Here is a 21,677-nt window from a genome sequence, read left to right as displayed (position 1 = left end):
AGGAGGTATCCGTGTAGCAACTGACAGACCGCAACTAAAATCTATGATTTCTCCTAAATTAAAAACTGACCAAAGCAGGTCAGTTTTTCTCCTTCTCATTTACTGTAATGACCCATAATTTATTAATTTAACATTGACATTAAAATCCACTGTAATATCCGGGAATTTCTCACGCCATTCTTTTTTGGTTAACTTGCCAGCCTCTCTATTGGTCCTGTAAATATTTCCAAATCCAAATGGGTCTGAATTAGCCTCCTGCACCTTCTTTAATAAGGTATCATATTGACTTTCAAGCTTTTTTGCTATTTCTTTGTTAAAAAGCTTTGCTGCCGCTTCTTTTTCGATACTTATTAATTCGGAGAATTCTTGTAAAATAATTTTTATATCAATATCTGTTTTAAAATGCATTTGCTTGAAGTCGAGCAATGTTGTCTTGCTTTTTCCAGTGACCCCAACCCGTACATGAAGTTCATCGGTTGAATCTGCTTGCATTTCTGAATAGGCTTGATATTTTTTAAATGGCTCTTTAGGAAGCGTAAACTCAACAGGTGCATTCCTCACCTTTTTTTGAAAAAGATTTATTAAGAAAGCATCATCTAGCGAAATCTCCTCAACATACCTGTCATCCTGAAATAATGCGATCGAGGTTAAGCTGGGTTGGTTCTCTCTGAAATCAATGATCGGCAGGATTGGGTCTTGGCCAACATCAGAAAATATATGGGAAAACTCATGTAAGGCAACCCTTGGAATGCTATCTTCTAAGTATTCCTGTTCTATTAGCCCATGTAAATATTGTCCGACATTGAGGGTTGTTGTGTTTTGCCCTTTTGTTAAGATTTCCTTGGCAGTAGTATTTGTTATCGCCAGCAGCATCGTATCTGAAACTTGAGCATCACGTAATAGAGTGCTTAGATAGGTTATTATTCCTTTTTGTGCTACATCCTTGCCATAGATTTCCAGGCGAATTTGCCCAGCTTTCAATGGATAGATTGATTTATCATTTGCGTCTTCAAGAGCGGATTTTATTGTATTTCCTTTGCCGGTAATTGTTTCTGTAATATTTTGCGCTTCGGGATCAAACTGATAGACGATTGATGTGGTTTCAAGTTGATTCTTTCCTTCGTCAACGAAATCTGTCCCACGTGCATTTATAATACCAATTTCCTCCAGTTGTTGGGGTTGCAAACAGGACGAGAGTAGCACTAATGAGATGATTAATATTGGAAGCTTTATTCTACGCATTATTCCCACCTGCCTTACGTCTACGCCATCTTTTTTTAAATAGTACAAGGGGCAGAAGCAAAAACGGGTAAACATACCCGATCCAAAAGCCGGTTTTTGCTACCTGGTCAATTGTTTTCTGGATCAGAAAATGTTCTTCGACAAAATAACAACCAATTAATAATAAAGCAGAGGTAATGTATAATGTCTTTTTTTGTGGGATTTTATAAAGTCTTTTCATTCCATAGGTGATGCCCCACATTAAAAGAATCATATTAGGTATGATTACCATCATCCACTCTGAAACAACAATAAAGTCAAGCCGCTCAATGAAGGAGAATGTTTGTATTTTAAATAAATTTAATAATGACCATTCTCTTCGCAATATCTGATCTGGACTGAAAAAACCAATGGTTATTACAACAGTTATTAACAGGGTAAGAGTTGTCCACGTAGCACCCAGAATAAGCGGCAGCTTTAGTTTATCCTTATTCTTAATGAATGGATAAACAAGGAAGAGGATTTCAAATCCCATTAACGTATAGGAGGTAGCTTTGGCCCCGTTTAATAATTCAAGTATAGAGGACTGGAACACAGGTCGGAAGTGGGTCAAATCCATGTTCAGTGCAGGCTCGATTAATAAAAATAAGATCCATTGCGAAAGGATGAAAAAAAGAAAACAAACCCCAACAATTACACGAAACCCACCTAGAATACTATAAATAACCAAACATATTAACAGTAATCCCATGAAAAAAGGACTTATGTCAGGGAAAATAAAAATGCTTATCACTTCGATATAGGTGATAACAACAGAAAATAAAATGGCTGCAAAATAAATGACATAGATAGTACCTAGTAATTTACCAAGCCATTTCCCGAAAATGTCGACTTGAATACCGAAAATGTCAGCACTTTCATATTGTCTGAGAATATACAGCATAACGAGTATAACCATCACAAGATAAACAAAGGCAATCATGATGGAAATCCATGAATCTTGTCGAGCTTCCATAAAAATAACTTTGGGAGCGCCCATTATTCCAACACCAATTTGAATGGATGCGATAATGAAGAATAAATAAAACGCCTGGATACGCAAATCTGATTTCAGTTTAACATTAATATCCACAATCTCACCTACTCATCAATATCTTTTTTCTTGTTGGCTTTTTGTTTTTGAAAACGTGTTTTATCCTTAGGCTGGAATGAAAGGAAACGTCTCCATTGGAAATTCGGTGGCAAACGGAATAATACTTTATTGAGATCAGCCATTCGGAACGGGTAAATAGGTGTAAGGTATGGACGCCCCAATGAAGTTAATTTTAATAAGTGAATAGCTAAGAAGCAGAGCCCAAACATAATGCCGATTACACCAAAAGCTCCAGCCAAAATAATCATCGGGAATCGAAGGACACGGATTGTCGTTCCCATCAGGAAGCTTGGAGCGGTGAAGGAAGCCAGAGCGCTGATGGTAATGAATATTATGAGGATATTACTCGTGATTCCAGCCTGTACCGCTGCGGTTCCAACAACCACCCCGCCAACAATCCCGATCGTTTGCCCGACTTTTGTGGGGAGTCTTGCACCGGCTTCTCTGAGTAATTCGATTATAATCTCAAGAAATAATGCTTCAAAAATGGGTGGAAAGGGTACGCCAGCTCTGGATTGACCGATTGAGATAAGTAATTGAGATGGAATGATTTCATAATGAAACGTTACTGCCGCCACATACATTGGTGTTAATAAGACAGAGATAAACATGGATATAAACCGAAGCATCCGGATAAAGGAGCCGGCATTCCAGCGCATATATAAATCCTCTGTTGATTCAAAAAAACTGAGAAAGGTCGTTGGAGCAAGTATAGCTGTAGGACTGTTTTCAACGATTACCCCAATCCTCCCTTGATTTACCGTATAGGAAAAGCGATCCGGAAGCTCGGTTAAATAAAATTGCGGAAATATGGTGCTGGAAGAATCCTCAATGTATTGCATTAATACAGAACTATCATCTATCGTATCGACTTCCAATTCCTGCAGTCGCTCGCGCATTGTGTTGACATCGGTATCATTTGCAACAGACTTTAAATAAATGAGTCGAACTTCCATAGGAGATTTCTTTCCCACGATTAATTTTTCTAATACGAGATTCGGCGATCGGATGCTCCAGCGAATAATGTTCAAATTTGTAGCTAATGACTCGGTAAAGGCAATTTGCGGGCCGACGACGACAGATTCAGTTTCCGCTTTTGCTAAAGCACGTTTTTCTTTTTTTGCTAACAAGTAAGAGACAGCGGAATCTTCTTTTTCAATATAGACAAATACTTCACCAATAAGTAATTTACCAAGGATATCATTCAGTTTAATGGTAGATGTTTGACCTGAACTGAGTGGTATTTCGTTAATAATAGACGTATTTGTCCATTCTTTTTGCATGCTTAACAAAGGTTTTAATAGGAAATCCTCTACTTTTTCTGATTGAACCACGTACGATATATAGAAAACAGCAATTTTTTTATTTTCATGCTCATAGGTAGAAAAGCTTAAATCAGGATTATTTTCGTACTTGTTATTTATCAGTTTTTCTAATTTATCAATTTCTATAGGGAAGATACTATCAGACTGTTTTCTCTTTCTCATATGTATCTCCTCCTCCGTTTTTTTCTATCTGTTAGTATGTGGAGGTTATAGAAAAATATGAGGGAAAATAAAAAAACTACCACAAATTTTATAATGTGGTAGTATCTTTTGAAACAACATCTACTTTTCCTGTACCGGGATCAATTACCAGTCCATGTACTTTCACTTCTTGTGGAAGAAGGGGATGACTGCGGATGATGTTTACACTTTGCAGTACTGATTCTTCAACCGTATCGAATCCATGGAATTCTTCCTCAAAATCAATCCCTCCATGTGTTAGGGTACTTAACGTTTCTTCGCTGATCCCCCGTTCAGTCATCGTTTCTGTTAGTGCATCTGTATCGACATGTGACATGCCGCAATCATGGTGACCAATGACAACAACTTCTTCTGCTTTTAAATTATAGACAGCAACCAGAATGCTTTTCATAATACTATCAAAGGGCTTGCGAATAATTGCTCCTGCATTTTTCAGCATTTTCACATCCCCATTTTGAATGTTTAAGGATCTGGGAAGTAATTCTACCAGTCGTGATTCCATACATGTAAATATAACCATTCGTTTATTTGGGATACTATCCGTTTTATATTGCTCATATCTTTTACCCTCGACAAATTGCCTATTGTACTCGAGCATCTCTTCTAAATGCAAGTTAAATCACTCCTTTAATATAATTTATATAAAAACTATAGCAGCTTTTGCTTGTTTTAGGAAGTCTGATGTTCAAAAGGAAAATTCTATTTAGTGCTTTTATGTACGTTTTTATATCACTTTTATGTTTTAATTGATTGCATGACAAAAGTCTCATTTTTCAAAAAACTTATTGTCCTATTTTGCCGAATGGTGTAATATGGTAATAACAATTTGATAAGGGGTGACGAAATGGGAGAGTTTGTTCGGAATTGTCGTTTGTGTATGCAACCAATGGAAAGCAGTCCATTCACAATGTGCACAACTTGTTTACATGATAGTAATCGAGTACGAAACTTTATTAGGAAAAATTCTCAAGTTTCAGTCGAAGAAATTTCCCGCTCTACAAATGTACCTCATGAGAAAGTGGAGAAGATGATAAAACTGGGTGTAAATCTTAAAAAAGAAGAAACCCATGTCCATTGACTTTGTTAACTCTTTTTTTACAGTGCCACTATAAATGCAAATGACAAATGTTTTTTTTGTAGTTTTTTCTTTAAAAAAAGTTATTGACTTTAAATTATCTAAACACTATAATTATTGGGAATCTAAAAAGCGAAAGGAGGTCACTGAAATGCAAAAAAGAATCGATTTTCTACAAAGCAATTTTATATTATCTGTGACCTCTATAAGGTGTAGAATGATCAATTATTTTAGTAATAGATACTACTCATTTTAGTTTTAAATGGTCACATATGTCTGTGGCCATATTGTAATTTATAGGGATTGGAATGCATATCTCCATTCATTGATTGCATACGTCGTCATAGGCGTATGCTTTTTTTGATTTTACATAAAGAAAGAAATGAAGGTGATTTTTATGTTTCAGGTTTTTAAGAAATTGGATTGGTTTTTTAAGCATTATTGGAAGAGGTATGTATTTGCTATTATTTCCTTGATTATTGCAAGTGCAATTGGGTTAATACCGCCCAAATTAGTAGGTTTTACTATTGACCAAATACAATTTGAAACGTTAACCATGCAATTATTGACGGCACTTGTTCTAGGATATCTGGTGCTGACAGTGGTACATTACGGGATTTCATTTTTATGGGATTACACGCTTTTTGGAGGGGCCGTCATTTTAGAAAGATGGACCCGGAGTCGATTAATGTCGCATTTTTTAGAAATGACACCAACATTTTTCGGAAAATATCGTACAGGAGATTTAATGGCGAGAAGTACCAATGATTTAAAGGCAATTAGTCTGACCGCGGGTTTTGGAGTATTGACCCTGGTTGATTCCAGTATCTTTATGCTGATGATTGTTGCGATGATGGGATTTACCATCAGTTGGCAGTTAACATTGGCTGCACTAATTCCACTGCCAATTATGGCTGTTGTTATGAATAAATACGGTGCAGCGATTCATGCTCGCTTCACAAAAGCACAAGCAGCCTTTGGTGAAATGAATAATGATGTCCTTGAATCCATTCGTGGAGTACGGGTAATCCGGGCGTTTGTTCAAGAAAGACAGGATGCGAAAAGGTTCCAATCTATGACGGAGGATGTGTATCAAAAAAATATTGAAGTGGCAAAAATCGATGCATTGTTTGAACCAACGATGAAGATACTTGTTGGTCTCTCATATACAATTGGATTGGGATATGGTGCATTGCTTGTATTTGAAAATAAAATGACGCTTGGAGATTTAGTTACGTTTAATGTTTATTTAGGAATGCTTATTTGGCCAATGTTTGCAGTTGGAGAATTGATTAATATACTCCAACGGGGGAATGCCTCATTAGATCGTGTGAATGAAACACTGGACTATGAGCCGGATGTTAAAAATGCTGAAAACCTAATAGCAGTTTCCAAGGTGGACTCCGTTCATTTCAATGATGTTTCATTTGCATATCCATCGACAGAAATAAAGCGATTAAGTAATATTTCATTACAAGTGAAGCGTGGTCAAACAATCGGAGTAGTTGGAAAAACAGGTGCAGGAAAAACAACCTTATTTAAATTGATGCTCAGACAGTATCCTGGTTTGCTTGGAAAAATTACTATTTCCGATGTTGATTTGACTGAGATCAGTATGGAGCAAGTAAGATCGTGGATTGGCTATGTTCCACAGGATCAGGTCATGTTTTCTAAAACAATTCGTGAAAACATTCAATTCGGTAAATCAGATGCAACGGATCAGGAAATATTCCGTGTAATGGAGCTGGCGTATTTTCTTGAAGATATAAAACAACTGCCAAAAGGATTGGATACACAGGTAGGAGAAAGCGGTGTAACACTGTCAGGTGGCCAGAAACAACGCGTTGCTTTGGCACGTGCATTTATTAAAGATCCGGAAATATTGATTTTAGATGATTCGATGTCTGCAGTTGATGGAAAGACAGAGGCGAAGATTATTGATCATCTGAAAAAAGAACGAAAAAACAAAACAACATTTATCGCAGCACATCGGATGTCAGCTGTGACCCATGCAGACCAGATTATCGTACTAGAAGATGGGAAAATAGTCGAAGAAGGAACGCATGAACAATTAATGAAGCTTAATGGCTGGTATAAAGAACAATATAGTCAGCAACAGCTGGAAGATGGGGAGGTGTCTAAGTAATGAAGCCATCTACGGAGAGACGTTTATTTAATTATGCATTAAATTATAAAAAAGGGATTTTAATCGGTCTGGGATGTTTAATTATCGCTGTGGCACTTGAGCTAGCTGGACCATTAATTGCCAAAACTGTTATTGATGAGCACATACTCGGTATTGAAGGGAATTGGCAAGAAGTTTTGACAACTGATGATAAATATACAATCCCATTTAAAGGAACTTACTTTAAAAGGACGGATAGATTGACAGAAGATGATGAAACTGCAGAGGGTCTTGCAACGATTTTTCAAATAGGTACAGCATATTATTTCGTAAATGATGAAGTTCCTTTACAAGGGCAGCTCAGTGTGGAGAATAACATCATTACGATTAAGACTGCGGAAGACGCATTTACATTTGAAGGAGAAAAGTTGTCCCTATCTGAAATATATCCTTTTTTCAAACCTGAGCAAGGCCCGATTTTATTTTTACTAGGTCTGTATATGGTGCTTTTGATTATTGCTGGGTTCTTTCAATTTTATCAAACATTTTTATTGCAGAAATCTTCCAATCAAATTGTCAAAAAGATGCGTAATGATCTATTCGAGCACACGCAGCGTATTCCGATAAATTATTATGTCGATCAACCTGCAGGTAAAATCGTTGCCCGGATTACAAATGACACGGAAGCAATTCGGGATTTATATGAGCGTGTATTATCCATTGTTGTTACAAGTGTCATTTACATGGCGGGAATATTCGTAGCGCTGTTTATTTTGGATGCGAAACTTGCAGCCATGTGCCTATTGTTAATTCCACTTATCTTTGTTTGGACGAAGGTGTATAAGCACTTTGGGACGAAGTATAATACCGTTATCCGCTCAACGATTAGTGAAATAAATGGAAATATCAATGAGGCGATTCAAGGTATGTCGATCATTCAGGCATTTCGAAGAGAAAGGAAAACGAAGGAAGACTTTGAAGTGTTGAATGTACGTCATTTTACTTATCAACGTAAATTAGTGAAATTGAGCTCATTAACTTCGTATAACTTGGTTACCGTTTTCCGTAACCTTGCATTTGTCGGTTTTATTTGGTACTTTGGTTCCTCTTCATTTGGGGTTGGCAGCATCATTTCTATTGGCGTGCTCTATGCGTTTGTAGATTATTTGACACGACTGTTTGAACCGGTTACAGATATTGTGAATCAACTGCCGTTAATTGAGCAGGCACGTGTTGCTGGAAACCGTGTGTTTGAATTACTGGATCATGATGGAGAAAATGTGGTAGATGAAAAGGTGGATAAATATCGAGGAAATATTTTATTTGATCATGTGTCATTCGCTTATAATGATGAAGATTATATTCTGAAAAATATTTCATTTGAGGTGAAAGCGGGGGAGACAGCTGCATTTGTCGGGCATACAGGGTCTGGGAAAAGTTCCATTATGAATCTTTTATTTCGTTTTTATGATCCGCAAAAAGGGACGATTACAATTGATGGGCACAGTACAGGGGATTGGTCCAGACAACAGGTGAGAAGTCATATGGGTATCGTTTTGCAGGATCCATTTCTTTTCACCGGAACGATCATCTCCAATGTAACCATGAACGATTCGAGTATTACCAGGGAAAGGGCAATTCAGGCTTTAATTGAAGTTGGAGCAGATCGATTTATTGAAAAACTCCCAAATGCGTACGATGAAGTAGTTACAGAAGGCGGAAGTACTTTTTCACTTGGGGAAAGACAATTATTATCTTTTGCCAGAGCATTGGCATTTGATCCTGCAATTCTTATATTGGATGAGGCAACTGCTAATATTGATACAGAAACCGAAAGCATTATTCAAAAAGCACTGGAAGTATTGAAAAAAGGCAGAACAACACTAGTCATCGCACATCGTCTATCAACGATTCAGCAGGCTGATACGATATTTGTACTCGATCATGGTACAATAAAGGAACAAGGGAATCATGACAGGTTAATTGATCAAAAAGGTCTATATTATCAAATGTATCAAATGCAGCAGGGAAGAAGGAAAACAGCTGTATAAATCGTGATGCTGGTTACTGGGGTGAGGCTATGGATCATAAAGATAAAAATAATCATGATATTATCGATGAAGATTTATACGAAGAATTTGATGATGAAGAACTGTATGAGTTAGTTCAGGAAGAGAAAAGAAAAGTATTAGCCAAAGCAAAGCAGGAAAAAGAATCTAAACCAAAACGTCCATTTCCCAAGTGGGCGTTTTGGTTAATTGCTTTTGCGCTTGCCTTTAATGTCGTTGCATTATTACCACAGACATTTTCTATCCCGGCAATTGATTTTTTAGTAACTTCGGCTAAGCTATCCGCACAGGACGATATTAAAGCATATAAAAAAGCAGTAGTCGTTGTTGAGACAGAAGATAGTAAGGGTACAGGCTTCTCTATATCAAGTGATGGTAGAATTATTACAAACCACCACGTTGTTGAAGGGGAGGATTCGGTTACTGTTGCTTTTCCTGATGATGGCCTGTTTTCTGCAGATATTGTAGAAGTTTATCCGACGATAGACGTAGCGGTATTAGAAACAAATGAAGAAAACTTGCCTCATTTAACTTTAGCAAATCAAACGGAATTTCAACCTGATGAGGCAATTAACTTCATAGGTAATCCACTTCGGTTTAATGGGATTGCTAATGAAGGAACGATTATTGGCTATACACAGCTCTCCAGCTGGGAACAAGAAGTATTGATGATAGAAGCACCCGTATATCGTGGGAATAGCGGCAGTCCTATTATAAATAAAGATGGTGAGGTAATCGGTGTAATATTCGCCACATTGGATCACGAAGAACACGGCAGAGTAGGATTGTTCGTTCCGATAGATTATTATTATGAGCAGCAGTGAGTAATGTTGTTTTATTCTGTTAGAATATGGGTATAAAACATGTAAACAGTCTGAAGGAGGCATTTTTCATGTTTTATTTATCTTCGAATCTAAAAACATATAACATACATGCAACAGATGGTGAAATGGGTAAAATAAAGGATTTATATTTTGATGATAAAAAATGGGCGATTCGCTATGCAGTGATTGATACAAGAAAATGGTTGCCTGGCAGAAGGGTTTTACTATCACCCGCATCGTTTATAACATTGAACGAGGCAGATGAATTTTTGGAAGTTGAGTATAACAAAGAAACGATTCGCAACAGTCCTTCCATACCGGATGAATCGCTGATTACCAAAGATGTTGAAAATTCCCTCATTGGTTATTATGGTTGGGGCAAATATTGGACAGGGAATATGCTTTGGGGCCCTACTAATAGTCCATTGGAAGAATATAAAAGGAATGAAAATGTACAGTTTCGGAATGAATCAGTTGATGGAAACCTGGATTATGATCTTCGAAGTGAAGATGAAACAATCGGATTTAAAGTTCACGCTAACAATGGGAAAATAGGAACAATCGAGGATATGGTTTATGATGATGAGAACTGGAAGCTACGATATATTATTGTACAAAATAGTGAGAATATAATTGAAAATGAGTATTACTTATTCGATACAGAGGATATCGAGTCAGCTGACTGGTTTGAAAAAGATATATATATGAAAGGTTCATTGGAAGCCGTGAAACAGAAAAAAAGATATAAGACGAAAGCGAACATTCTCGCTGATCTATAAAACATATATGCCAGCCATCAACTTTACTTACGTCGCAATTTTATATCAACTTGAAAGGTTAAAGATAATGGGGCGAACGAGTTATAGTCCTATAATTCACAAAAAAAGCCAAAATCAAAAACACAAAAACGTCTCCAACCGGAGGTGTTTTTTGTGTTTTTAGTAAATAGGAAATCATCTGATTTGTATAAATACAATGATAGACTTAAAACCAAATTCTAATTAAAAATCATTTAAAAAAAGAAAATATATTGCAGGAAAAAGCTGTTTTAATGCGTGTTAGTCATTGATATTTAAACAAATTGTAATTGTTTTGAGATAGCAACAGTATTTACAGTACGTTAAGATTAGTTATATTGAAAATAGCTGGCAATTCATGATTTAAATATAGAATAAAGATGGTGGATACATCGTGACATATATGATAAATATAAATAATGTTTATAAAATAAAATACTCAAAAACTACACCCAAAAATAGAAAAAATAGTACGAATTTTGTAATGGCTGGGGGTGCTATTAGTTGATGATGAGTAAGCCGTTAAAGGATATGCCCCTTGAAGACATGATTGTCTCAGCACAACAAGGGGATGAAGCAGTACAAAATCATCTATTAAAGGCCTATCAGCCTTTTATCGCAAAGTGTGTTTCAGAGGTTTGCAAACGTTATATTGATCCAGTGCAAGATGATGAATTCAGTATTGGGCTTTCAGCATTTAATGAAGCGATTAAATCTTACTCATCAGAGCGCAGAAGCTCTTTCCTATCCTTTGCCAAGCTCGTTATTAAGCGCAAGGTGATTGATTATATTCGCTATACTCAAAAAAGACCCATAGCTATATCATTGGATGAAAGCTATGATGCAGAGCAAATGGAAAACCCAACAGAAATTGTTGTGGTAAAAGAAAAATATCGGCAGGAACAGGATGCCTGGTATCGTCGGGAGGAAATTGCAGATTTCGTTGAAAAACTGAAAGCATATAATTTAACCCTTCTAGAGCTTACAGAAGCGTCACCAAAACACAAGGATGCACGCAGTTCTGCTGTCAAAACAGCCAGGATTCTTTTTGAAAATGATGAATTAAGAGCATATGTTCATCGGAAGAAAAAGCTGCCCATTAAGGAATTACTGAAGCTTGTGGATGTGAGTAAAAAAACGTTGGAGCGTAATCGGAAATTTATTTTAGCGATATTTGTTGTTCTCAGTGAAGATTTTATTTATCTGAAGGATTATCTAAAGGGGGTGGGTAAGTGAATAAAGGGATCGTAATGGAAAAACACAAGCAGTATACGATCGTTATGACGAAAGAAGGTACCTTTCATAGGGCTATTCCTATCAAAGACACTAGGATAGGTGCTGAAATATTCTATGAGCCACTGGAACCTAAGAAAAAAGCGATATTCCTTTTCTCTCCCAGGAAAATGAATATACCAGTTCGATTACTTTCCATGGTTTGTGTACTGTTAGTATTTGTGTTGCCATTTTATTTTTTTATGGGTAAAAATAATACCTATGCATATGTCAATATTGATATTAATCCAAGTATTGAGCTAGAGATTAATGATGCATTACATGTGCGGTCGATCCAAGCATTAAATGATGATGCAGATATAATTGTAAAACAATTATCCAATTATCATAATGAAAAACTAGAAATAGTTATTGGAAAAATTATGGATAAAAGTGAAGAATCAGGAATGATTAATGACAGTAAGAATATGTTAGTAGGCGTTAGTTATACTACAGAAAAACAAGAGGAATTAGCTGTACTCGAAAATCTAGAGCGCTTTTTCTTGAAGAAGAATTCGGAATGGGAAATAGCGACATTCAATGTACCTAAAAATATAAGAGAAAGTGCAAAAGAAAATAATCAATCCATGAATGAAGTAATGGCAACAACAATTATCGAAAAAGAAAAATCTGTAGAGAGAATTGATACACAGGACGAATCACTGAATGATAAGGACAGGGAAATTATTAATTATTTTTATAATACAAATATAGATCATTCAGAAAGTAATAATGATAAGGAAAATATTGAAATAACCCCAAAGAAACCAAATGAAAAACAGAAAGAAAATAATTCTATGATGAAAGATAAACCGAATATAGACAATGCGGAAAAGGTTATTACTAAACCAAAGGATAATAAAGTCCACTCTAGTGAGTTAAAAAAGAAAAATGGCGAAATAAACTCAAATGGTAAAAATAAATCTAATCAAACAAAAAATGCAAATAGTGACAAAAACAATTCCGAAGAACATCCCAAGAAAAAAGATGAGCAATCAAGCAATTATGGCAGTGATAAAAGGAAAGAAAATAAAGGTAATAGTAATAAACATAAGTTCAATCATGGGCAACATAATAATAAAGGAAATGGAAATGACAGTAGCAATAGCAACGGAAATAAAGGCAAAAACGGAAATAACGGAAGTAACGGAAGTAACGGAAATAACGGAAATGGCAAGGGGAATAACGGAAATGGTAGACATTAAAGAAGAGGCTGCAGATACTCGGCGCAGCCTCTTCTTTTTCTTTTTATAGTTCCATTGTTACTGCAGGCTCAAATTTCATCGCATGGTCTATATAATAAAGAAGGTTATCGTGACAGCTCATAATTTTAGACTCATCTAAAGAATAATGGTAAGCATGTAGGAAAAGCTGGATTTTTTTTGACAGCATATCATCATTTGTTCGAACCATAAGCACAAGTAAATCATCCCATTGTCCCCAAAGCGTGTAGTATAAGGCTTTATCATAATCCGGAATATCCATTTTACCCCTCCTTAGAAATTAAAGGGTTATTTCTATTGTCTCCTTAATCTATATATATTGTCTGATACAAAAATGGTGTAATTACCAAAAATAGGTGGTTTTTAATCAGAATAATAATCATGTCCGGTTGCATACTAAAAGCAAAACAATAAGGAGGGTTTTTTATGAAATGGAAATTTTTTAGTATCATGCTAGTGCTTGTTTTAGCGCTTGTTGGATGTGCCAATGTTGATGATAATCAAGATGGAGCAACGGACAATAATAATATTGAACCAACACGTTACAATAATGATAATACTGGATTTGAAGGTGATCGTGACTACAATATGAGAAGAACATCAGATCGAGCTCAGGAAAGAAACACGAATAACAGAAATAATAATGTCAGAAATGATCGATATGATGTTGCAGAGGAAGCTGCAGATCAGATTACAGATAAGATTGATGAAATAGATAATGCATATGTACTCACAACTAATAATAATGCATATGTGGCGGCTAATCTAGATAACGATAATGACAGAAATACCAATAGAAACAACAATAATAATAACAATGATCAAGGTGATGAGCTCACAGATGAAGTGAAAGAGCAAATAAGCGATATTGTAAAATCAGTTGATAATGACATTGACAATGTTTATGTATCAACCAATCCAGATTTTGTTGATTTAACGAATAATTATGTAGATGATGTTGATAATGGTGAACCAATAGAAGGATTTTTTGACCAGTTCGGAAATATGATTGAACGACTATTCCCAGAAAACAAAAGATAAATGAAATGTACGAGTGGCAGCTAAACAAGTGGCCACTCGTATTTTTTTACAAAAGAGGAAACATGTGATATTGTTATACATAGGATAATCCATACTAAACATAGTTAAATACTATGCTTTATTTTATTTATCTGGAGTTGAGTATACAATGGGGCGAGAGTTTTTGGATTTGTTTGAAGAATGGGCTGCAACGTATGATGATACAGTAACGGGTGTTGACCCGCAATATAGAGCAGTTTTTGCAAATTATAATGAAATTCTGGATGAGGTTGTGAAACATTCCAAGGAGCCTGTTTTGGAATTTGGGGTTGGTACGGGAAATCTAACAGAAAAAATAATGGATGCAGGACATGAAGTGATTGGGATTGAACCATCACAAGCAATGTTGAAAATTGCTTCTGAAAAGTACCCGGAATTGACATTAATGGAAGGGGATTTCCTAACATTTCCGGAAATTAATTCTGTACAAACAATTGTCAGCACCTATGCATTTCATCATTTAACAGACAGTGAAAAGGAAATCGCTGTTGCACAATTTGCTGATATTCTTCCTCCACATGGAAAAATTGTTTTTGGTGATACCATGTTTGAGTCAGAGGCAGTAAAGAAGAAATTTATAAATGAAGCTATTGAAAAAGAATATTTGGCTTTAGCTGAAGATCTTCAAAGGGAATATTATCCGACCATAGAAGTAATGCAGAATATTTTTACAATGCATAAATTTAATGTTACATTTAAGCAAATGAACGAATTTGTCTGGCTTGTTGTAGCAGAAAAGAAAAAGTGAGGAGAGGGTATACATGACAAACAAAATGAATGTAGAAAGCTTCAATCTGGATCATACGAAAGTTAAAGCACCATATGTGCGATTAGTAGGAGTAACAGAGGGAGCAAATGGGGACAAAGTTTACAAATATGATATCCGCTTTAAACAACCGAATAAAGCGCATATGGAAATGGCAGGATTGCATTCGATTGAACATCTAATGGCAGAAAACATTCGAAATCATCTGGATAATGTATTAGATATTGGACCAATGGGGTGTCAAACTGGTTTTTATTTGGCGATTTTAAATAATGCTAGCTATGATGATGTACTGGATACATTGGAAAAAACCTTAAATGATGTGTTAACAGCAGATGAAGTACCTGCTTGCAATGAGGTGCAATGTGGTTGGGCGGCTAACCATAGTTTGGAAGGTGCCAAGGATATTGCAAAGGAAATGCTGGAGCATCGAAATGAGTGGCATGAAGTTTTTTAAAGTATAATTTCTTCTCAAAAATTAGTATAGGTGCATGTTTTGTGCTATCACCATAAGGCTTGCACTTCAGAAAAAAAGGGGTTCTAAGAAAGTAAACTATACTTTAAAGAATCCCTTTAATAATTAGCCAAGTTTACTAAAGTGAGGCGAGCAGGATGACTGTGTATAAATCAGTACATGACCTAATTGGTGAAACCCCGTTAGTACGATTAGCTAATTTTTCTATACCAGATGGCGTATCTTTATATGCAAAACTTGAATTTTTTAATCCTGGTGGAAGCGTGAAAGATAGGCTAGGTATAGAGCTAATCGAGGATGCATTAGTAAATGGAACACTTAAAGAAGGCGGTACCATTATTGAACCGACAGCTGGTAATACAGGTATTGGCCTAGCTCTTGCAGCATTGGGGAAAAACTTATCTGTTATTTTCTGTGTTCCGGAACATTTTAGTAAAGAAAAGCAACTCATTATGAAGGCATTAGGTGCGAAAATTGTCCAGACTCCTCAAGCGGAAGGGATGATAGGGGCAATCGAAAAAACAAAGCAGTTATTGAAGGATATTCCAAACAGCTTCTCTCCACAGCAATTTGTAAATCCTGCCAATCCCAGAACGTATTATAAAACACTTGCACCTGAAATCTGGCATGATTTATATGGTGATGTGGATGTATTTGTGGCAGGTGCTGGTTCTGGTGGAACTTTTATGGGAACTGCAAGGTATTTGAAAGAAAGAAATCCTGCAGTGAAAACGGTGATTGTTGAGCCTGAGGGATCGATTATTGCTGGAGGAGAGCCTGGTTCCCATCGAACGGAGGGTATCGGTATGGAGTTTTTGCCTGACTATATGGATAGGAACTATATGGATCAAGTGTATACAGTATCTGATGAGGATGCTTTCAGGATGGTGAAGGAGTTAGCGGAGAAGGAAGGTCTGCTTGTTGGTAGTTCTTCCGGATCAGCTATGCATGCGGCGTTGCGGGAAGCCCAGAAATCTATAGATGGGACAACGATTGTAACGGTATTTCCTGATGGCAGTGATCGCTATTTGAGTAAAAATATTTATGAATAAGGGGAAGTAAAAATGAGGGCCAAAACAAAAATGATTCATGGTGGTATAACTGGTGATGAGGCAACAGGAGCAGTCTCTGTGCCAATTTATCAAGTAAGTACGTATAAGCAGGATAGTGTAGGGAAAGATCGAGGCTATGAATATTCCCGAACTGGAAATCCAACAAGACATGCACTGGAAACGGTTATTGCTGATCTGGAAAATGGGGAAGCTGGCTTTGCATTTGGATCAGGTATGGCTGCGATCACATCTGTTATGATGCTTTTTAATACAGATGATCATATTTTAATGACGGATGATGTGTATGGCGGGTCTTACCGGTTGATGACAAAGGTACTCAATCGATTTAATTTGGAGTATTCATTTGTGGATACAAGCTACCCGGAAAAAGTGGAAGCAGCTATTCAGGAGAACACAAAGGCATTGTTTATTGAAACACCGACAAATCCACTATTAAAAATCACGGACATTAAGAAAATGGCTGGAATCGCAAAAAAACATGATTTACTATTAATTGTGGATAATACATTTGCAACACCATATTGGCAACGTCCGATCGATCTTGGTGCAGATATTGTATTACACAGTGCAACAAAATATATCGGTGGACATAGTGATGTGGTTTCAGGTTTAGTTGTAGTTAATTCACAGGATTTAGCTGAAAAAGTTCACTTTGTGCAAAACTCAGTTGGGGCAATATTAGGACCACAGGATTCCTGGCTTTTGATGCGTGGAATTAAAACACTTGCATTGCGAATGGAAGCAATTGAAATGAATTCGAAAAAGATAGTGGAATTTTTACAGAATAATGATCAGGTTTCTTCCGTTTATTATCCTGGAATTGAGGTTCACCGTGGCCATGATATATCTAAAAAGCAGGCTTCAGGCTTTGGTGGGATGATATCCTTTGATGTAGGCAGCGGGGAAAAGGCTGCACAAGTTCTGGAGCGGGTTAAATACTTCACCCTGGCTGAGAGTCTTGGAGCAGTTGAAAGTTTAATTTCTGTTCCAGCTAAAATGACGCATGCATCGATTCCGCATGGCAGAAGACAAGAGCTTGGGATTACTGATGGTTTAATCCGTCTATCTGTTGGAATTGAAGATGTGGATGATCTTATTGAGGATTTGAATGAGGGTTTGAAATAAGGTATATCAGTTTATAAATTAACAAGTCAGATAGCATACCAAATCACATAGTGATTGGTATGCTATCTTTTATTGATTTGGCCGTACTAAGGAATCTACAATAATTCTTTTTCATTTTTTAACATGCCACCCATTCAATCAAAATAAGCTATAATTGGTTATAATCTATAGAAATAATAAAGAACGATAATGTGTTCAAAGACAGGTGATGAATATGAATGAAGTTAAAACAATTTTAATAATAGAAGATGATCAAGAAATTAGTAAGTTACTGAGGGTGATTTTAACAAAATCAGGCATGGCTTCGGTTGTGGCTTATTCTGGTACAGAAGGACTCCTGCAGCTTCAAAATAATACATACGATCTAATTTTATTGGACTTAATGTTACCAGGTATTAGTGGGGAAGAATTAATAAAACAGGTCAGGGAAGAGAGTACGATTCCAATAATTGTGATTTCAGCCAAGGTTGATATAGAAAATAAAGTACAAGTATTGAAAATGGGGGCAGACGATTATATAACCAAGCCATTTAATCAAGCGGAGGTTGTAGCTAGAGTTGAAGTTCAATTACGAAAATCAAGTGCTCATCCCGCGCGACCGGCTGAGAATGTATGGCGTGGACTGAAAATCAATCAAGAAAAACGATCTGTATCTTTAGAAAGCAAAGAATTGCAGTTAACGAATGCAGAATTCGATATTCTTTCCTTATTTGTGAGTCATCCGGAGCGTGCTTTTTCCAAAAGGGAGATTTATGAAAGAATCTGGAAAGGAACCTATTTAGGCGATGATAATACCATTAGTGTCCATGTCTCAAATCTTCGTAAAAAAATGGCAGAAGTCACTTCTGACGAGTATATAAAGACAATTTGGGGAGTAGGTTTTATGCTGGTTTAATTTCTCGCAGTGTAACTGGCTGTAAGACTCCCACTTCAAGAATTAAAGGAACATTAAAATTCTAAGTGGGAGATCCAACAGCAAGTAACGGCCCGATTGGTTCAAGGGCCTTTAGTTCATACCGTGCGGTGCTAACATTCAGTGGGGGATGAAAAGAAACCCCCCACTGAATGAAGTTTCACTTTATTTATGATTTCTTTATGTTTTGTTTAAGGGAATTTAAAGACTACTAAGCTAAACTAAATGTATAAAAAAATTTAGCAAAGGAGTCAACAAGATGGATCCCATTATTCAAACGTATCAATTGACGAAAACCTTTAAGAATGAAGAAATCATCAAACCCCTTGATTTCACATTAGGAAAAGGAGAAATTTGTGCTTTAATTGGTAAAAATGGTGCTGGTAAATCTACGTTTTTTAAAATGCTTGCGGGACAATTAATACCAACTACAGGAGACATTCAATTATTTGGTAAATCAGGCAAGAAAATAGCTAACTCCAAAAAAAGAATGGGCTTCATGATAGAAACACCAGAATTTTTTCCAGATTTTACTGCAACTCAAAATCTGGAGTATTTTCGAATCCAACGAGGTGTTACTGAAAAGAAACGCATTTATGAGGTTTTGCAAATTGTTGATTTAGCAAATCAAAAGAAGAAACGGTTTAAAGACTACTCCATGGGAATGAAGCAAAGGCTTGGTATAGCCCTTTGCCTGCTGAGTAGTCCAGATTGTTTAGTGCTAGATGAGCCAATCAATGGTTTGGATGCTGAAGGGATTATGGAGATTCGTAAGTTATTATTGAAGCTAAATCAAGAAAAACAAATAACGATATTAGTTTCCAGCCATATTTTAACTGAATTACAATTACTTGCTACACGTTTTGTATTTCTCAAGAATGGTGTAATTGTCGATGATTTAAGTAAACAGACTTTAGATGAAAAAAGTAAGAAACAAATTCATCTTAAGGTTGATGATGTAGCAAAAGCAGCACGATTGCTAGAGCAAGGATATGCTGATATTCAATATAAAATCCTTCCTGATCATCTATTAACTATCCAAAATCATGTAGAGAAAGGCGGAGAAATCAATCGCCTCTTCATCGATAATGGCGTGTTAGTGATGGAGTTTCGTATGGAGGCACTGAACTTAGAAGAGTACTTCTTAGGATTAGTGGAGGGGAATGAAAAATGATTAATTATATGAAAAGCGAGCATTATCGTTTAATCCTTAAGAATAGCCTTCATATGACGAGTGTAGTTTGTTTATTGTTAATTGCAGCAGCAGCGGCAGTCCTGTACTATTCAGGGCGGCAAGACCCGAATTTCCCTTACGCAACTAGTATGTTTTTATATTCGAGCGTAATTGGTAATGCGCCACTGATTATGATTGTAGGATTGCTCTTTAATTCGATGCTCACAGGGAAGGATACGTCTCTAATTAAACAATCTGTATCCTTTGGTATCTCTCGGAATACCATCTTTTGGTCAAAGCTAATCCTAACTTTAAGTTACTTTCTGTTAATATGTGTGATTGGTCTAATTCTAACGATTGCATTGGGTGAAACGTTTTTGGCTAGTGAAGGGCAATCAGTCAAGAATTTCTTGATAGCTGGTTCAAACATGGTGCCGATTGTGCTCAGTGGATTTATTCTGATTCATGTGCTGAAAATGTTAAAAGTTGGTGATGCCTATATCATTATCCTATTTCTATTCATTTTTATTTTTTCTGGTGATCTATTATACATGCTGTTCGATTATACGCCAAGTACACTATTAAACGAAAACTTAATGAGCTTTATGAATCAATCGGCACAATTCGATTATCGTCATTGGGTTACTGGTATTGTGATTTCAGTAATCTCTTTACTAATAGGAGCGAAAAGATTCGCAAAACAAAACATCGATTGATATAGAAGGGATGAATGAAAGTGAGTAGCTGGTTGATCATCATTATTTTGATTTTACTTCTAATGGTAAGTATCGGGATCCTTCTGATTTTTCATTGGGATATTAGAAGGATGACGAAACAATTAGAAGAAATCATTGAAAATTTCGGTACAAATGAATTGATTCGCACAAATACGCATAGTAAAAGCCTCATCCGATTTATCACGAAAATCAACCAGCTCATTCATTTATTCAAGCAAGATCAGCAGCACACGCAAAGGAGAGAAAAAGAACTAAAGCAGGAAATAACCAATATCTCTCATGATTTGAGAACGCCTTTAACCTCAATGAAAGGATTTTCGGAATTGTTAGATGATCCCTCTTTATCTGAAGCAGAAAAGAGAGAGTTTTTAACTATTATTCAAAGGAAAATTGATAATCTCACCATGATGGCCGATTTATTCTATCAGTTCTCACAAATTGACTCATCAGACAAGCAATTGATTATGGAACAGCAGTTTTTGGATCAAATTGTCATGGATACTATGCTAATGTTCTACAATGATTTTGAAAAAAGCCAGTTAAGGATACAGGTGGATGAAGTTACCGTATCTCCTATTTTTGCTGACAAGAAGGCAACAAATCGAATTGTGATAAACATTATTCAAAATGCGTTACGATATGCCAAAAGCTATGTAACCATTAACGTGATTGAAGAAGAGGAATATGTCCGGTTAAGAGCAGTCAATGATGTTACTGAGTTTGATCGTACTGATCTTCATCGAATTTTTGATCGAACATTTAGATTGGATACCAGCCGAACTGGTGAACAGTTTGGATTAGGGCTGCATATTGTCGAGCAGCTTATCAACAAACAAGAGGGGAAAGTAGTTGCCGATGTTCATGAAAATGAATTTAGGATTGACGTATCGTTTAAGAAATGGGATTAGTTTGGGGAACATCTAGAAGCTGTTTAAATGGCTGTACCCGTAGTTAAACAATAAAATAAACGCTTAGATAAATTTAAAAAAGTTTTTGTCTGTAATACAATTGTTAAAAAGGTTCTAAAATGATATGATTTGATATTTTCT

General features: G+C 36.2%; 20 protein-coding genes. 15 read left to right on the top strand and 5 right to left on the bottom strand.

Annotated features, from left to right (window positions below; translation table 11 throughout):
* Positions 1-99: 99 nt before the first annotated feature.
* From AC6HVZ_RS05645 to AC6HVZ_RS05630, 4 genes are all read right to left on the bottom strand, one after another.
* Positions 100-1,242, bottom strand: a complete 1,143-nt coding sequence (locus AC6HVZ_RS05645) for a Ger(x)C family spore germination protein (RefSeq protein ID WP_497557170.1) — start codon at positions 1,240-1,242, stop codon at positions 100-102.
* Positions 1,235-2,353, bottom strand: a complete 1,119-nt coding sequence (locus tag AC6HVZ_RS05640; RefSeq protein ID WP_497557169.1) for a GerAB/ArcD/ProY family transporter — start codon at positions 2,351-2,353, stop codon at positions 1,235-1,237. Before AC6HVZ_RS05640 ends, AC6HVZ_RS05645 begins: the two co-directional genes overlap by 8 nt.
* 8 nt (positions 2,354-2,361) lie before the next feature.
* Positions 2,362-3,861 (bottom strand): spore germination protein, encoded by a 1,500-nt coding sequence (locus AC6HVZ_RS05635; protein ID WP_497557168.1) that lies wholly within the window; start codon positions 3,859-3,861, stop codon positions 2,362-2,364.
* 88 nt (positions 3,862-3,949) lie between these two features.
* Positions 3,950-4,498: a beta-class carbonic anhydrase gene (locus tag AC6HVZ_RS05630; protein ID WP_497557209.1), complete on the bottom strand. Its 549-nt coding sequence runs from the start codon at positions 4,496-4,498 to the stop codon at positions 3,950-3,952.
* 874 nt (positions 4,499-5,372) lie between these two features.
* Between AC6HVZ_RS05630 and AC6HVZ_RS05625 the strand changes: the two genes are divergently transcribed.
* The 6 genes from AC6HVZ_RS05625 (at position 5,373) to AC6HVZ_RS05600 (ending at position 13,267) form a co-directional block, all read left to right on the top strand.
* Entirely contained in the window at positions 5,373-7,121 is a 1,749-nt protein-coding gene (locus tag AC6HVZ_RS05625) for an ABC transporter ATP-binding protein (RefSeq protein ID WP_497557167.1), read from the top strand.
* On the top strand, positions 7,121-9,151 hold the full coding sequence (locus AC6HVZ_RS05620; protein ID WP_497557166.1) for an ABC transporter ATP-binding protein: 2,031 nt from the start codon (positions 7,121-7,123) through the stop codon (positions 9,149-9,151). The genes AC6HVZ_RS05625 and AC6HVZ_RS05620 overlap by 1 nt, the downstream gene beginning before the upstream one ends.
* A gap of 29 nt (positions 9,152-9,180) precedes the next feature.
* The gene (locus AC6HVZ_RS05615; RefSeq protein ID WP_497557165.1) at positions 9,181-9,993 is read left to right on the top strand and encodes a S1C family serine protease; all 813 of its coding nucleotides are present in this window, start codon (positions 9,181-9,183) and stop codon (positions 9,991-9,993) included.
* A 68-nt stretch (positions 9,994-10,061) separates the two neighbouring features.
* Positions 10,062-10,772, top strand: coding sequence for a PRC-barrel domain-containing protein (locus AC6HVZ_RS05610; protein ID WP_497557164.1), 711 nt, complete (start codon positions 10,062-10,064; stop codon positions 10,770-10,772).
* 525 nt (positions 10,773-11,297) lie between these two features.
* On the top strand, positions 11,298-12,026 hold the full coding sequence (gene sigI, locus AC6HVZ_RS05605; RefSeq protein WP_497557208.1) for an RNA polymerase sigma factor SigI: 729 nt from the start codon (positions 11,298-11,300) through the stop codon (positions 12,024-12,026).
* On the top strand, positions 12,023-13,267 hold the full coding sequence (locus AC6HVZ_RS05600; protein WP_497557163.1) for an anti-sigma-I factor RsgI family protein: 1,245 nt from the start codon (positions 12,023-12,025) through the stop codon (positions 13,265-13,267). The genes sigI and AC6HVZ_RS05600 overlap by 4 nt, the downstream gene beginning before the upstream one ends.
* A gap of 43 nt (positions 13,268-13,310) precedes the next feature.
* Here AC6HVZ_RS05600 and AC6HVZ_RS05595 read toward each other — a convergent pair whose 3' ends face one another.
* A complete protein-coding gene (locus tag AC6HVZ_RS05595) occupies positions 13,311-13,547 on the bottom strand; it encodes a YhdB family protein (protein WP_497557162.1) in 237 nt (78 codons plus the stop codon).
* A 164-nt stretch (positions 13,548-13,711) separates the two neighbouring features.
* Here AC6HVZ_RS05595 and AC6HVZ_RS05590 point away from each other — a divergent pair, with 164 nt between their 5' ends.
* The 9 genes from AC6HVZ_RS05590 (at position 13,712) to AC6HVZ_RS05550 (ending at position 21,536) form a co-directional block, all read left to right on the top strand.
* Positions 13,712-14,326: a YhcN/YlaJ family sporulation lipoprotein gene (locus AC6HVZ_RS05590; protein ID WP_497557161.1), complete on the top strand. Its 615-nt coding sequence runs from the start codon at positions 13,712-13,714 to the stop codon at positions 14,324-14,326.
* A 148-nt stretch (positions 14,327-14,474) separates the two neighbouring features.
* Positions 14,475-15,113 carry a class I SAM-dependent DNA methyltransferase gene (locus AC6HVZ_RS05585; protein WP_497557160.1) on the top strand — a complete coding sequence of 213 codons (639 nt, stop codon included), beginning with the start codon at positions 14,475-14,477 and terminating at the stop codon, positions 15,111-15,113.
* A 13-nt stretch (positions 15,114-15,126) separates the two neighbouring features.
* Positions 15,127-15,588 (top strand): S-ribosylhomocysteine lyase, encoded by a 462-nt coding sequence (locus AC6HVZ_RS05580; RefSeq protein ID WP_497557159.1) that lies wholly within the window; start codon positions 15,127-15,129, stop codon positions 15,586-15,588.
* A 155-nt stretch (positions 15,589-15,743) separates the two neighbouring features.
* Positions 15,744-16,658 (top strand): PLP-dependent cysteine synthase family protein, encoded by a 915-nt coding sequence (locus tag AC6HVZ_RS05575; RefSeq protein WP_497557158.1) that lies wholly within the window; start codon positions 15,744-15,746, stop codon positions 16,656-16,658.
* Between the two features lie 12 nt (positions 16,659-16,670).
* The gene (locus AC6HVZ_RS05570) at positions 16,671-17,804 is read left to right on the top strand and encodes a bifunctional cystathionine gamma-lyase/homocysteine desulfhydrase (RefSeq protein WP_497557157.1); all 1,134 of its coding nucleotides are present in this window, start codon (positions 16,671-16,673) and stop codon (positions 17,802-17,804) included.
* A gap of 214 nt (positions 17,805-18,018) precedes the next feature.
* Positions 18,019-18,699, top strand: coding sequence for a response regulator transcription factor (locus AC6HVZ_RS05565; RefSeq protein ID WP_497557156.1), 681 nt, complete (start codon positions 18,019-18,021; stop codon positions 18,697-18,699).
* Positions 18,700-18,976: 277 nt separating this feature from the next.
* On the top strand, positions 18,977-19,891 hold the full coding sequence (locus AC6HVZ_RS05560; protein ID WP_497557155.1) for an ATP-binding cassette domain-containing protein: 915 nt from the start codon (positions 18,977-18,979) through the stop codon (positions 19,889-19,891).
* Complete coding sequence (locus AC6HVZ_RS05555) at positions 19,888-20,607, top strand: ABC transporter permease (RefSeq protein ID WP_497557154.1); 720 nt, start codon at positions 19,888-19,890, stop codon at positions 20,605-20,607. Before AC6HVZ_RS05560 ends, AC6HVZ_RS05555 begins: the two co-directional genes overlap by 4 nt.
* 20 nt (positions 20,608-20,627) lie before the next feature.
* Positions 20,628-21,536, top strand: coding sequence for a sensor histidine kinase (locus AC6HVZ_RS05550; protein ID WP_497557153.1), 909 nt, complete (start codon positions 20,628-20,630; stop codon positions 21,534-21,536).
* Positions 21,537-21,677 lie beyond the last annotated feature (141 nt).

This window comes from Oceanobacillus sp. NCCP-135, from assembly GCF_059698015.1.
The sequence above is the reverse complement of the archived record's forward strand: the minus strand, read 5'-3'. Positions and strand labels throughout refer to the sequence as shown.

Bases quoted from the DNA above. Each gene is read 5' to 3' on its own strand.
- AC6HVZ_RS05645 (WP_497557170.1), bottom strand. From the start codon at position 1,242: ATGCGTAGAATAAAGCTTCCAATATTAATCATCTCATTAGTGCTACTC.
- AC6HVZ_RS05635 (WP_497557168.1), bottom strand. From the start codon at position 3,861: ATGAGAAAGAGAAAACAGTCTGATAGTATCTTCCCTATAGAAATTGAT.
- AC6HVZ_RS05630 (WP_497557209.1), bottom strand. From the start codon at position 4,498: ATGCTCGAGTACAATAGGCAATTTGTCGAGGGTAAAAGATATGAGCAA.
- AC6HVZ_RS05625 (WP_497557167.1), top strand. From the start codon at position 5,373: ATGTTTCAGGTTTTTAAGAAATTGGATTGGTTTTTTAAGCATTATTGG.
- AC6HVZ_RS05620 (WP_497557166.1), top strand. From the start codon at position 7,121: ATGAAGCCATCTACGGAGAGACGTTTATTTAATTATGCATTAAATTAT.
- AC6HVZ_RS05615 (WP_497557165.1), top strand. From the start codon at position 9,181: ATGGATCATAAAGATAAAAATAATCATGATATTATCGATGAAGATTTA.
- AC6HVZ_RS05610 (WP_497557164.1), top strand. From the start codon at position 10,062: ATGTTTTATTTATCTTCGAATCTAAAAACATATAACATACATGCAACA.
- sigI (WP_497557208.1), top strand. From the start codon at position 11,298: ATGATGAGTAAGCCGTTAAAGGATATGCCCCTTGAAGACATGATTGTC.
- AC6HVZ_RS05595 (WP_497557162.1), bottom strand. From the start codon at position 13,547: ATGGATATTCCGGATTATGATAAAGCCTTATACTACACGCTTTGGGGA.
- AC6HVZ_RS05590 (WP_497557161.1), top strand. From the start codon at position 13,712: ATGAAATGGAAATTTTTTAGTATCATGCTAGTGCTTGTTTTAGCGCTT.
- AC6HVZ_RS05585 (WP_497557160.1), top strand. From the start codon at position 14,475: ATGGGGCGAGAGTTTTTGGATTTGTTTGAAGAATGGGCTGCAACGTAT.
- AC6HVZ_RS05580 (WP_497557159.1), top strand. From the start codon at position 15,127: ATGACAAACAAAATGAATGTAGAAAGCTTCAATCTGGATCATACGAAA.
- AC6HVZ_RS05575 (WP_497557158.1), top strand. From the start codon at position 15,744: ATGACTGTGTATAAATCAGTACATGACCTAATTGGTGAAACCCCGTTA.
- AC6HVZ_RS05570 (WP_497557157.1), top strand. From the start codon at position 16,671: ATGAGGGCCAAAACAAAAATGATTCATGGTGGTATAACTGGTGATGAG.
- AC6HVZ_RS05565 (WP_497557156.1), top strand. From the start codon at position 18,019: ATGAATGAAGTTAAAACAATTTTAATAATAGAAGATGATCAAGAAATT.
- AC6HVZ_RS05560 (WP_497557155.1), top strand. From the start codon at position 18,977: ATGGATCCCATTATTCAAACGTATCAATTGACGAAAACCTTTAAGAAT.
- AC6HVZ_RS05555 (WP_497557154.1), top strand. From the start codon at position 19,888: ATGATTAATTATATGAAAAGCGAGCATTATCGTTTAATCCTTAAGAAT.